General features: G+C 60.2%; 6 protein-coding genes. 3 read left to right on the forward strand and 3 right to left on the reverse strand.

Translation table 11 applies throughout. The features are described 5' to 3' along the window. Positions 1-54 precede the first annotated feature (54 nt). On the forward strand, positions 55-2,667 hold the full coding sequence (locus C4S68_RS08200) for a glycoside hydrolase family 3 protein (protein WP_235011453.1): 2,613 nt from the start codon (positions 55-57) through the stop codon (positions 2,665-2,667). Positions 2,668-2,738: 71 nt separating this feature from the next. On the opposite strand, the gene C4S68_RS08205 is transcribed toward C4S68_RS08200, so the two are convergent. Both C4S68_RS08205 and C4S68_RS08210 read right to left on the reverse strand, forming a co-directional pair. Continuing rightward, a complete protein-coding gene (locus C4S68_RS08205) occupies positions 2,739-3,434 on the reverse strand; it encodes a response regulator transcription factor (RefSeq protein WP_103932560.1) in 696 nt (231 codons plus the stop codon). Further along, positions 3,403-4,842: an ATP-binding protein gene (locus tag C4S68_RS08210; RefSeq protein WP_160115062.1), complete on the reverse strand. Its 1,440-nt coding sequence runs from the start codon at positions 4,840-4,842 to the stop codon at positions 3,403-3,405. The genes C4S68_RS08205 and C4S68_RS08210 overlap by 32 nt, the downstream gene beginning before the upstream one ends. A 270-nt stretch (positions 4,843-5,112) precedes the next feature. On the opposite strand from C4S68_RS08210, the gene C4S68_RS08215 reads away from it, so the two are divergent. Further along, the gene (locus C4S68_RS08215; protein ID WP_235011454.1) at positions 5,113-8,445 is read left to right on the forward strand and encodes a carboxypeptidase-like regulatory domain-containing protein; all 3,333 of its coding nucleotides are present in this window, start codon (positions 5,113-5,115) and stop codon (positions 8,443-8,445) included. Between the two features lie 93 nt (positions 8,446-8,538). Here the strand turns inward: C4S68_RS08215 and C4S68_RS08220 are convergent, their stop codons facing one another. After that, complete coding sequence (locus tag C4S68_RS08220; RefSeq protein ID WP_235011455.1) at positions 8,539-9,810, reverse strand: hypothetical protein; 1,272 nt, start codon at positions 9,808-9,810, stop codon at positions 8,539-8,541. A 355-nt stretch (positions 9,811-10,165) separates the two neighbouring features. Here C4S68_RS08220 and C4S68_RS08225 point away from each other — a divergent pair, with 355 nt between their 5' ends. Continuing rightward, positions 10,166-13,687 carry a TonB-dependent receptor gene (locus C4S68_RS08225; RefSeq protein WP_235011456.1) on the forward strand — a complete coding sequence of 1,174 codons (3,522 nt, stop codon included), beginning with the start codon at positions 10,166-10,168 and terminating at the stop codon, positions 13,685-13,687. The last annotated feature ends 36 nt before the right edge of the window (positions 13,688-13,723 follow it).

The raw sequence follows: 13,723 nt of genomic DNA on the forward strand, positions 1-13,723 counted from the left end.
TCGCGATTATTAAACGAACGAAATGGAGTTAGTGTGCCAATAGTTAGTGTGCCAATGATGATTGCATCCCGCCGGAAGGCCCATGTTTACCGCGGTCTCGCTGCTCAGCTTTCAACCATTGCCGTGGCGGCGTGCGTTGCAGCAGGAGCGCTTGCGCAGGCACCGCATCCGCTGACGGATGCCGATCGTCAGCATATCGATGAGATTGTGCACAGCATGACGCTGGATCAGAAGCTGGACTACATCGGAGGAACGGGCTTCGCGGTTCGAGCTGTGCCGTCACTGCATCTTCCGGCCTTTGAGATGTCGGATGGACCGGTGGGCGTGCGGTCCAACAGCGGACTTCCGTCGACGACGTATGCGGGCGGCATCGGGTTGGCGGCCAGCTGGGATCGCGAGCTCGCAGCGCGTGTGGGCGCGGGGATCGGGCGCGATGCGCGGGCACGCGGAGTGCACTACATGCTGGGGCCGGGGACGAACATCTACCGCTCGCCGCGCAACGGGCGCAACTTCGAGTACTTCGGCGAAGACCCGTACCTGGCGTCGGAGATGGTGGTCGGCTACATCGAAGGCATGCAGAAGGAGGGTGTGAGCGCGACGATCAAGCACTACATCACGAACAACTCCGAGTTTCTGCGCCATGATTCGAACTCGGTGGTGGATGAACGGTCGCTGCGTGAGCTGTACATGCCTGCCTTCGAGGCTGCGGTGCGGCGCGCGCATGTAGGGGCGATCATGGACAGCTACAACCAGATCAATGGGCAGCATGCGACGCAGAACGGCTATCTGAACATCGATGTGGCGCGGAAGGACTGGGGCTTCCAGGGCGTGGTGATGTCGGACTGGAACGCAACTTACGATGCCGTGGCCGCGGCCAACGGTGGGCTCGATCTCGAGATGCCGACGGGGAAGTTCATGAATCGTGCGAACCTTGCCGAGGCTGTGAAGTCGGGCAAGGTGCCGGAGGCGACCATCGATGACAAGGTGCGGCACATCCTTGCGCCGGCGATGATGTTTGGCTGGCTTGACCGCGAGCAGCGCGATCCTTCGATCTCACTGGATGACAAGGATAACAATGCCGTTGCGCTGGACTCGGCTCGCGAGTCTGTGGTGCTGTTGAAGAACGAAGGCACCTTGCTGCCTTTGGATAAGGCGCATGTGAAGACGATTCTGCTGGTGGGTCCGAACGCGTATCCGGGCACTGCTGTTGGAGGCGGAAGCGCGGGCGTGGTGCCATTCCACAACGTGAGCCTGCTCGAAGGTATGGGCTCTGTGGCTCCGGGTGTGAAGGTCTTGTATGAGGCAGGGCTGCCGACGCTGAGTGAGCTGGCGGGGCGCACGAGCTTCACCACCGCTGCTACCGATGGCAAGCCGGGCGTCACGCTGGAGATCTTCGAGAATAAGGAGTTTGAGGGCAAGCCGCGCAGCCTTGTCGTGCAACACATCAGCAATGAGGGCCTGGGACGCAATGTTCCGGAGAGTCTGCGCGCGATGTTGAACATGGGTCCCGGTGGTGGCGCCGGGCGCACCAGTGTGCAACGGTACACCGGCTACTATCACGCGGAGTCGGAAGGCGAGTATCTCGTGGCGCTGGCTGGCGGAGGCGAAGGCGCCGGGAATCGTGTGTATCTCGATGGCAAGGAGCTCATCGATAACTGGACGTTAGTGAAGGCCCTCGAGCCGCACCTGACGATGCATCTGAGCGCAGGAGTGCATAAGGTCGTTGTGGAGTCTTATGGCGGAGGCATGCTTGGCACGCGACTTCACCTGGCGATTGTGCCGGAGTCTACGCTCGTGAGCGATCGAGTGAAGCAGGCCGCGGCTCATGCAGATGTCGTCGTCGTCGCTGCGGGCTTCTACGCGACGCCGGAGATGGGGACAGAAAGCGAAGGTGGAGACCGCACCTTCTCGCTGCCGTACGGACAGGACGAGCTCATTCGCAGCATGGCGGAGGCGAATCCGCACACGATTGTGACTGTGACATCGGGCGGCAACGTGGACTCGAGCCGCTGGATTGACCGCGTCCCTGCATTGTTGGAGCAGTGGTATGGCGGGCAGGCTGGGGGCCATGCGCTGGCGGAGATTCTCTTCGGGGTTGTCGATCCTTCAGGCCGACTGCCTGTGACCTTTGAACGTCGCGCTGAGGATAACCCCACCTTTGCGAACTACTATCCTGCCGATGGCTCCATCGATATTACTTACAAGGATGGCCTGTTCGTGGGCTATCGCGGCTACGAGAAGAACAAGGTACAGCCGCTGTTTCCGTTTGGCTTTGGACTTACCTACACGAGCTTCCGCTACTCGAACCTGAAGGTGACGGGGCCCAAGGGGAGCACGATGGCGACGGCGGAGTTCGATGTGACCAACACCGGCAAGCGTGCAGGAGCGGCGGTCGCGGAGTTGTATGTCGAAGATGGTCACGCACCGGTGGAGCGCCCCATGCATGAGCTCAAGGGCTTCGAGCGTGTGCAGTTGACGCCGGGACAGACTCGGCATGTCAGCATTCCACTATCAGCTCGGGCGTTTGCTTACTACGATGTTGCGGGCAAGCACTGGACGATCGCGCCGGGTAGCTTCACGCTGCAGGTGGGTGACTCATCGGTCTCGCTCCCGCTGCATGGGTCGGTTTCGCTCACGGCTGCGCAAGTCGCGGGGGCTTCGTTCTAGCTCGACTGATCGAAGCAAAGGGAAGACGATGCGCTCTCGCAATATGCGGGGGCGCATCGTCATTTGCGCAATCAGGCATCGGGACGAGCGAAACGATAGCCGATGTAGTTCTCCGTGAGCAGATACTTCGGATGTGCGGGATCTTCTTCGAGCTTGCGCCGCAGCTGGTTCATGTAGGTCCTCAGGTATTCGCGTTCATCTCCGTACTCGGAGCCCCACACTGAGGTGAGCAAAGAGCGATGCGCGATGGGGCGGCCGGCGTTCTTCATGAGGACGTGAAGAAGCGAGAATTCGGTGGGGGTGAGGTGAACGATTTCACCTCCTCGGCGGACCTGATGGCCTTCCAGGTCGAGCCGGATCTCACCGATGGCAAGCAGGCTTTGCTCTGCACTGCGCCGCACGGCCTTCCTGCGCAGCGCAGCGCGAACCCTTGCGATGAGCTCAGGAAGATGGAAGGGCTTGGTGACGTAGTCATCTGCTCCGGCATCGAGAGCATTCACCTTGTCATCGATATGGTCTCGCACTGTAAGCACGATGATGGCGAGGTCGGGATGTGCTTCACGCATGACTCTGCAGGTAGCCATGCCACCCACGCCAGGCATATTCAGATCGAGCAGCACGACCTCGATCGGGTGGGTCGCGAGTAGCCGTAGAGCGTACTCACCTGTTGCCGCCATTTCAGTGTTCAAACCGAGTGCGGTCAGTGTTCCGTGAAGGCTCTCCAGCAACGCGGGGTCATCTTCGACGATGAGAATCGAACCTTGCATCGAACTCCTCTCCAGAAGGGATAGTGATGGTGAAGGTTGTGCCCGAGGACGGATCGCTCGAGAGAAAGATGGTCCCTCCGAGCGCTTCAATCGCCCGCGTGGCGACAGACAATCCAAGACCGGTACCGGGTGCGCTCTGCTCAACGCGCGGGCTGCGATAGAAGCGCTTGAAGATGAGCCTGGACTCCTCGGGTGGGATATACGATCCGTCGTTGTGGATCGCAATCGTCACGTATGACCCTTCCGCCTGAAGGTCGATTGTCACGATGGATTCGGGGGGGCTGTACTTGAGTGCGTTCTCGGCGACCTGAAGCAGCGCCATGCGCAGCAGTTCAGGGTCTGTAGAGACTGAAATGATGTTGCGCGCGCCGGTTCGCTCAACACGTCGAGCTGCCGGTGAATCCAGCTCATGCAGCACGTCGGATGTGAGCTCGAGTAAGTCAATCACCCTGCGCTTTGGCGTGATCTTTGCATCGAGCCTCGCGGTGCGAAGCAGCTTGTCGGTCAGGCCTGCGATGTAGTGCGCCTGGTCTTCAATGCGGGCGAGGAGTCGAGTCTGCGGCTCTGTCATATGACCCATGGCGATGACGCCGGCACTCGCGACAGAGATGGTTGTGAGTGGGGTCTTGATGGAGTGGGCCAGGCCGTCGAGGACGCTGCTACGCAACTGCTCGGAGTTCTTCTCGAACTGTGCCTGCACCTCGCTGGTCAATGCCCGCGCGCGCTCGAGGGTAAGAGCGACGAGCGTGGCGATGGAGCCGAGGATTGACTCGTCCGGCATAGATCCTTGCAGCTGGAGACTCCCGATGGGCCGAACCCCTGAGCGCAGTAAGCGGATTGATTGCCGTGACCGCGGCAGGTCGAAGTCCTGTGCGGCCATGAAGGCTGCCTGCAGAGCTTCGCGGCTCGTGGTGGTTCCAGTGGAGATGTAGCGGCTTTCGATATCGTCCCAGAGACTCACTTCGTCGAAGGCAAAGCATTCCCTGACGGTGTAGCAGAGTTCTGTCGGCAGAGATTCTCTCCAGTCGAGAACGAGGCATCGTTCAGCGAGGTGGTGGAGGGAGAGCTGTGCGGCATCCCGCTCGATCAGGGTGGTGGTCTTCTCGGACAGCCGACTTGATAGCCGGCTGATGGTGAGCACGACGATCAGAAAGCAGGCCAGGGTCGCGACGTCCTGCGCGGAGCTCATGCGGAGCGTGTAGCGAGGCTCGGTGAAGAAGAAGTCGAGGGTCAATGTGGTAGCGCAGCAAGCGGTGGCGGCCACGTTGAAGGGAAGCCGCCAGGCGATATAGAGCAGCGGCATAAGGAAGAGCGGAATGGCCGTCGCGAGCGGGACGGCGCGTGAAAGCGCCGCTCCGGCAGCGACAAGGATCGCGCTGCAGCAGAGTGCGGCAACGATCGACCTCATGCTGTTGCGCTCGCCCGACCTCATGTTTCAAGGCTAGAGCAGAAGCCATAAGGAGTTCGTAAGGATGAGGTTTATGCCTTCCTGAGCGAAAGAGGTGTCGGATGAGAAGTACCGGCTTGACCGGCATATGAGGACGACATGAATACCTTTGGAGGCTTTCCCCTTCATCTCTCTTTCGCATCGCTGCGCGCTACCCGGCGGGGGGCGTTGCGCTCTGTGCGACGCACAGCAATGTTATGGCTCACACTCTTCGCCCTTTCGATTTGCGCGATGGCGCAGTCGACTTCGGGAAGCGTTCGCGGCGCCGTGGCCGATTCGACAGGGGCGGCTGTCCCTGGCACTGCAGTCACCATCTCGTCGGTGGATCAGGGGTCACACGTTACGGCGACGACGGATAACAGCGGAGCTTTCAGCTTCGAGAACCTCAAGCCCGGTACGTATTCGTTGACGGCAGAGCACGCGGGTTTCGCAGGGACGAGGATCGCGTCGGTTGTCCTGGGCGCGAGGCAGGATGTTCGCTTGTCGGTCACGCTGCAGGTCGCTGCTTCGGCGGATACCGTTGAGGTACAGGGCGGTGTCGATCAGATCAATACGGAAGATGCTTCGATCGCTGACGACAAGAGCAACACGCTGATCACCGAGCTTCCTCTGAACAATCGCGCGAGCACGACAAGCCCGCTCGGCGCGCTCGCGCTTTCGGCGAACGTGCAGCAGGATAGCTCGGGCTATATCGCTCTTGGTGGTGCGTCGTCCTCGATGGTGAACTTCTCGGTCGATGGTGTGTCGACGGTGAACGTGCGCCAGAACGGAGCGCTGCAGGATGCCTATCCGTCGCAGGAGGGTATCGCCGGAGTGAAGGTTACGGCCTTCAACAACAGCGCTGAGTTCTCGCAGGTCGGTGATGTGACGTTCACCACAAAGTCCGGCTCGAGGAACTTCCATGGAAGCCTCTTCGAGTATCTCCAGAACGATGCTCTGGATGCCAATCCCTATGGCTTCTCCGGGAAGGCTCCGAAGCACTTCAACACGTTTGGAGGTTCGCTGGGTGGACCGGTGACGATCCCGCATCTCTACTCGGGCAAGTCGACGTTCTTCTTCTTCGACTATGAAGGCAATCGGCGTTCCACCGCGACGCTGCAGCAGTTTCTTGTGCCGACGGCAGCGGATCGTGCCGGGAATCTTACGGACATCTGCGGCCCCGCGGTGACGAGCATCAACCCAACTGCAGCTGCGCTGCTGAAGTACATACCGCTGCCTAACCAGGCCGTGACGTTGAGCTGTGGCACATCGACGGGTTTCAACTACGAGAACTTTCAGCGGATCCCGGCGAAGACGGATGGTGCGGACCTTCGCGTCGACCAGAACCTGGGCTCGCGTAACATGCTCTACGCGCGCTTCAGCAGGAAGAACATTCAGTCCGACGTGGCCAATGCTTTCCTTCCGAACGATAGCGACAGCATCCACAACCGCAGCCTGCTCGTTTCGGATACGTTCACGATCACGCCGAAGCTCCTGAACGAAGCGCGGTTTGGTTTGACCTATGTAACTACGAGCGTGAACTTCCCGATTGAAGGAGCCGCTGCATTACAGCAGCTCGACCTCAACGGAGTGGACATCAGCCAGCACGCGTTGACGCATGCGTTTCCTACGTTCAATTTCAACGCCGGTACGGGCTTCACGCCTATCGGCCGTGACAAGGCGGGTGTGACGCAGTCGAAGACGACGCAATTTTCCGACAACCTTACATGGACCTTTGGCCGCCACACGCTGAAGGGTGGTGTGGATCTTCGTCATCTTCGCTACTTCGATCTGGAAAGCTTTGCTCCGGAGTTCGCGTCGGATGATTTCGGCAACTTTGTCTTTCAGCCGAGCTGGGGCCAGAACGCCAGCGATATCTTCACGGGCAATGCGTTTGGCGACTTCCTTTCGGGCAAGCCGACGACGGAGTACTTCGCGGTGTCGAGCCCGGATGTGGGTGGTACGGCGACACAGTACAGCTTCTTCGTGCAGGACGAATACCAGGTGAACAGCAGGCTGACGCTGAGCTACGGCCTGCGGTGGCAGTTCCTTCCATCGTTCCAGGAGGATGGTGGAAACCTCGCGAACTTCGATCAAAACACGGGTTCGATTGTGGTTCCCGATAACCTTGCCGCTTACCTTCAGCAGCAGGGCCTTACGGCTTCGAATCTCGCGTTTCAGCAGTCGTTCAACTCATGCGGTCTCGCGGGGCGCAACACGCAGTTGCAGTGCACGCCTTATTTGACCGCGAGCCAGGACAAGCTGCCGAACGGGCTTCGCAGGACGTACTTCGGCAACTTCCAGCCGCGCGTTGCGTTTGCGTACCGGCCCTTCAACGATACGAAGACGGTAGTGCGTGGAGGCTTTGGCGTGTACACGATCACGAATCTTGGGCCGCTATCGTTCAACAACAGCGGCAATCCGACGTCGAACCTGCATATCTACTCGAACTGCGATCCTTCCAACCCTGACTGCGGCAACACCTCAGAGATTACTTTCCCCAACACCCGGCCTGCAACGACCGGTGTTACTTACGGTGGAGGTGGTCTTGACCAGGGTGTGGATCCGAATTATCGCGATCCGCAAGCGAATCAGTGGAGCCTCACGGTGGAGCGGCAGGTTGGCAAGGACTATTCCCTGCGTGCGAGCTATGTGGGCATGCATACCTATCGGCTCAGTGTGACGGAGGATCTGAACCAGATTCCTGCCAGCACGACCGCATACGATACGGGCGCAACGGCAGGGCCGTTTGTCGATACGCGTGCGCCCTACCAGAACTGGACGACGCTGTATTCGACCTTCAATGCGGGCAAGGCGAACTACGATGCGATGGAGTTAGAGGCTTCGCATCATATGGTGCACGGTGTGTATTTCGATGCGAACTATACGCTTGCGAAGAACCTTGCAGATAACCAGGGTGATACTCCAAGCGGCTATGCGGGGGAAGTGAACTACGGCGTCCCGATCGCGGATCGCTTCCACATCGCGCGGGACTACGGCAATGAGGAAGGCACGCGCCGGCATCGTTTCCTGTTCACGGCGATCTATCAGCTGCCGGTGGGCCAAGGGCATGCGTGGCTCAATGGCAATGGTGTTCTCAGCCGCATTCTTGGCGGATGGGAGCTCAACACAATCACGCTGCTGGAGACCGGGCCTTGGCTTACGCCGAGCATCAGTGCGAGCGCTGACCAGTCGAATACGAATGTCGTGAATCGTGGAGCTTCGCTTCGCCCGGATGTCGTGTCGAAGAGCTTCTACACGGGGCAGTCGCGTTCGAGCTACTTCAATCTTAGCGCGTTCTCTGCAACTCCAGCGGGAGCGGGGCGCTTTGGCAACGCTGGCGTTGGCATCCTGCAGGGGCCAGGAACACAGGCAGTCTCTCTGGGGCTTGCGAAGACGTTTGCGATCTCGGAGGCGGTGCATGTGCGGTTCGAGTCAACCTTTACGAATGCGCTGAACCACACCAACTTTGCGCCGCCCTCGACGCAGATCGACAACGCGACGTTCGGCCAGCTGACGGCTGCGACGACTGCGGAGAATGCGGGTAACCGGACGGGACAGGTGGCGCTGCGGATCGACTTCTAGCAGTCTGCCAGCAACCGTTCGTGGTCAAGGGTGGATTCACTATGTGAATCCACCCTTGACCTTTGCTATCGAGCCTGAGCCGTATGTGAAGGCTTACTGCAGGACGACAGTGAGGATCTTGGCGGAACCTTCGCTCCCGTTCACGACGTCGGTGCTGAGGACTGCTTCAAAGTCGCGATCGCGAAATGCCTTGTCCCCCAGCAGCTTTCGCAGCTCGGCCGCTCCCTCAGGACTTACGAGCAGCTCCCCAGCTGCGGCGGTGCCACTCATGCCGATACCTGCAGCGATCATCTCTGTCTGCCCGGTGACGTCGTCGTGGATGCGAGCGATGAGCGCGTAGTCGCGGGTCACGCTGGGCAGCTTCATCTTGAGGTCGAGCGACCAGCGGCGATTCGCCGGGTCCTTGTGATCCTGAATCCAGTAGGCGTCCGCGTCGCTCCCTGCGAAGCCGTAGCGCAGGCGGCTGAAGACGCGAAGCGCCCACTGATTGTCCATGCCGCCGATCAGTACGGCGGGTCCCTGGCGAAGGTCGTCCAGCGTCGTGCTGTTGTTGAGCCGGGCGTGCGACTCGGCGTGCAGGGTCGTCAGCAGGTCGGAGATGCGCGTCATGGCGGTGACGTCGGCGAAGACCACGTTCTCGCCGCCGGTCTCGAGCTGGAGGAAGCTGACCCATGGGCTGGAGGCTGCGGGCTCCGGGTCGGCATCGTTCACGGGGCGCTCGAGTGTAGCGTTGTCGCCGAACTTTCCGCCCGCCATGGGGAGGATGAAGGTGACCGGTTTGTGCTGGGACACGATGGGCTCCCACAGCTCTTCGAGCGGCGTCGGGCGGGTCTCGCGCCAACCTATATAGGAGCCGGCCGAGGCGAGGAGCAGGGCGGTCGCAGCCACTGCGATCCAGAACTTCCGCGACGACCGCCACCGAGAGGCCGTGTGGATGAGCTCAGCGGACGTGTGGGTATCTTCGAGCGGGGGCAAGCCTGGAGCTGGCAAAGGAGCGAGCTCGGCGCGGGGATGGGCGTCTGCTTCAGGCGGCGCCCCATCGGCGAGGTGTTCAAGTCGACCGTCACGGCCAGGCCGAAAGATGGGCTCGTAGGAGCCGGGCATCAGCTCGATGCGCATCTCGTGATCGTGACCGTCGTCGTGGTAGTACTGCGCGATGCGCTTGCGGACCTCGGCGATGGTGACGCGCACTACCGGGTCCGCCGCGGTGTCATAGTCCGCCGGACGGCCGAAGACCTGAACGCCGATGAGGCGCTCCTTCAAGAACTCACCGTGGCCCGCCAGCGCCTCCTCCACGATGAAGCGGAGGAGCGCAGGGTAACGACGGCTGTTGCGAAAGTGGCTGGTCTCGAGCAGACGACTCATCTGCTGGCGAACCACCTCGCGGTCCCGCTCACTTTGCGGGATCCATGGTGTGGCCCCGTCTACATGCATCAGCGATATACCTCTCTGCCGCCGCTGCTGAGGATATGTGACTGCTCCCCAACGTGGCAAGTCAGGTAAAGAGCCTCTTTACCTATCCTTGTAAGTGGCTTTATTTCAATTGTTTGAATAGATGCCTCCGGTGATGTTCCTGAAAGAGCCTTCACAGAGATGCAACGCGGTTCCTATTCTCCGTGCCGATTGCTAAACGACCCGCAGCCCGCTGTGAACGTAATGACTGAGCGGCGAAGCTGTGGCCATCTCCACGAAAGCAACCAGACGCAGGACAGGAAACGACATGAATCAGACAATATCAATACCTCTTCAACGCACCGGCCAGTGCATTGCGAAGCTTCGGAGGATGGGATGGGCGACAGGTCTCGCCTTTGCCTTTTGCCTCTCCACCTCGTCCGCTCGAGCGCAGCTCACCACTGCAGACATCCTCGGCACGGTGACGGACCCGACCGGGGCAGACGTCCCGAACGCTACCGTGACCCTGAAGAATCTGGGCACGAACGAAACCCGCACCGTGAAGACGGATAGCAGCGGCAACTATATCTTCCCGCTGCTGGCCCCGGGCCATTACAGCATCTCGGTAGCGGCGAGCGGCTTCAAGGCCTCGCGCACCCCAGACCTTGCGGTGGAAGCTGGCGATCGTGCCCGTGCCGATGAGGCCCTGGCGATTGGCGCGGAGAGCGAGGTCGTGAACGTCGAGGCACAGACGCCTCTGCTGCAGTCCGACAACTCAACCGTGAGCTCGACCGTGACGGCCCAGGCAGTGCAGGATCTTCCGCTAAACGGCCGCAACTACGTGCAGCTGGTCCAGCTGGTGCCGGGTGCGAACGAGGGCCCAGGCAACGGACTGACCAGCGGTGGCCGTCCGGATGACCGCCGTCCCTCGAGCAGCTTCTCAGTCAACGGCCAGGACGACACCCTGAACAACACCACGGTCGATGGCATCGACGACAACGAGCGCATCATCGGCACGACGGGTATCAAGCCCGTGGTGGAGGCGATCCAGGAGATCACCGTCCAGACCAACAACTACACCGCAGAGGCCGGTCGCACGGCGGGTGGTGTGGTCTCCATCATCACCCGGCAGGGAACGAACAAGTTCCACGGCACGGCGTATGAGTTCTTCCGCAACGACATCTTCGATGCCCGCAACGTCTCGCAGCAGACCGGCCGCAAGCCCGAGCTTCGCCAGAACCAGTTTGGCGGTTCGTTCTCTGGCCCGATCTTCCGCGACCGCACGTTCTTCTTCGGCGACTACGAAGGTCTGCGCACGGTATCCGGCGTCACGTACAGCAAGACCGTGCCGGATATGTACGAGTACGACGCGATCCACAGCCTCAACGGAGAGACGCCGCAGACGCTGATCAACGCAGGCAATGGGACCGCGGGTAATGGGATCGATCCGATTGCTCTGAACTACCTGATGTTGTTTCCCGCGCCGAATACTCCAGGTTGCACGACACCCACCCCGGTACCTTCGGCCAACTGCCTTACCAACAACTCGGTCATCAGCCCGAACAAGACGCAGTCTGGCAACAGCTTCGATGTGCGCGTCGATCACAAGTTCAACGACCGCAACCTGTTCTTCGGCCGCTACGACTCGAACAAGTACAACACCTTCACGCCTCCGGGACTGGGCACCGTCAACGGCATCCAGGTCAGCGGCGGTCGCTATGACTTCGATGGCCCCGCGACAGATTACGCGCAGCAGTATGGCTTCGGCTTCACGCACATCTTCACGGCGAATCTGCTGGTGGATCTGCGCGCGGCTTACACGCGCATCAATAACTTCTCTGCTCCGCTGAACTATGGCACCAGCCCCGACACGAAGCTGGGGTTCGGCACCAACATGAACTTCAACCAGTACTCCAACTACCTGACGCCGATTCAGTTCGGACCGTTCTCGGACATCGGTGATGGTGCGTACGTGCCGCTGGCTGATATCGATAACTCGTTCCAGTACCAGGCTAACGTCAGCTACACGCGTGGCAACCATAACTTCAAGGCTGGCGCCAGCTACATCCGCCGCCAGGCTCGCAACGTGCAGAGCTCGTTTGCCGCTGGGCAGTATGGCTTCGGACTTGTGACTGACACGGTTGCCAACAACAATGTGAAGACGCAGGACAACAACCTTGCATCGAGCCTTGTTGGCGCCTTCAGCTCGGACAGCCGTAATTATGATCTGAACCCGCCTGACTATCGCACCTACGAGCCGAGCTTCTTCGTTGAGGACAACTGGAAGGTGACCTCAGCGATCAGCATTCAGCTTGGCGTGCGCTACGACGTGTTCACGCCCTTCACCGAAGCGCACTCGCATATCTCGAACTTCGACTTCAACCAGGCGTTGGGTTCTAATGCGGGCAATATCAACAGTGCTCTGAAGATTGCAAATGTGAACGGGGTTGACGGGCACGCTGGCATCAAGACCGATTACTCCAACGTTGCTCCGCGCATCGGCTTCTCGGCGCGCATTCGTCCTGGCACCGTGTTGCGCGGCGGCTATGGCATGAGCTTCTTCCCCGGTAACTACACTTCGAATGCTGACCTGAAGAACATTCCCTTCGTCTCGGTCTTCAGCCCTAACTGCCAGTCGAACCTCGCGGTCGTGATCGAGACGAACGCGAACGGCGGCACGTTGCCTTCCGGCCAGAACGGAGCATGCTCCACCGTCGGCGCTCCGGGAACGTTCGATGCTGGTCTGCCGGTTCCGAGCGCTCCTGTGATCAGCAGTCTGCCTGCAGTCGCGAACCTCTCGTTCGTTGCTGAAGATCCGAAGTTCCGCAGCGCTCTCATCCAGCAGTTCAACCTGCAGATCGAACAGCAGTTTGGACCGAACGTCTTCACCATCGGCTATGTCGGCAACACCGGCCAGCACCTGCCGGAGACCATCAACGACATCAACTCGCCAGCACCGTTCAATCCTGACTCGAACCCAGCAGGCTCGGCATACAAGCTGGGTACAGTGCTTCCGCTGCTTTCAAGCGTGGGCTGGATGCAGTCGGAAGGTATGTCCAACTACAACGCGCTGCAGATGTCCTTCCAGCGTCGCTTCTCGCACGGCCTCTCGTTTGACACGAACTACACGTGGGGCAAGGCGATGAGCGACATCACCGGCTTCTCCGCTGAGGGTGGCGGCCGCAGCTGGAGCAATGCGGATCCAACACGCATTCGCCAGATTGAATATGGTGTTGCAGAGAACGACATCAAGAACCGCTTTGCATCGTCGGTGAACTACGCGCTCCCGTTCGGCAAGAACTTCACGGGCTTCAAGAAGGCTCTGCTTGGCGGCTATCAGATAAACTCCATCGCGGTGTGGCAGAGCGGCAAGCCGTTCGACATCGTCAACAGCGGTTCAGGCAATGACGTCACCACGGAGACGATTGGAAGCAAGACCTACACCGATGCGTTCAGCAACCGCTCCACGCCGCAGAACAGCGGTGGTCCGGATCGTCCTAACATCGTGGGCAACCCGCATGTTGGACATCCGACGCTGGGCGCGTACTTCAACACGGCAGCGTTCGCCCCGCAGCCCATGGGGACGATCGGCACAACGCAGCGCGATGCGCTCTTTGGGCCGCACTACCGCCACGTTGACCTGTCGCTCTTCAAGGACTTTACGGTCACCGAGCGAGTTGGTCTCCAGTTCCGTGCGGAGTGCTTCAACGTCTCCAACACACCGAGCTACTACCTGAATGATGGCAGTGGCAACGTGCAACTCGGCAACAGCTCCTTCGGCACGGTAACAAACGCGGACCCGAACTATACTCCGCGCCAGTTCCAGTTCGCATTGAAGGCGTCGTTCTAAGCAGCAGCGGCAGGTCGCAATCACTCTCGGGCCGCC

This window comes from Bryocella elongata, assembly GCF_900108185.1.
Lineage (GTDB): Bacteria > Acidobacteriota > Terriglobia > Terriglobales > Acidobacteriaceae > Granulicella > Granulicella elongata.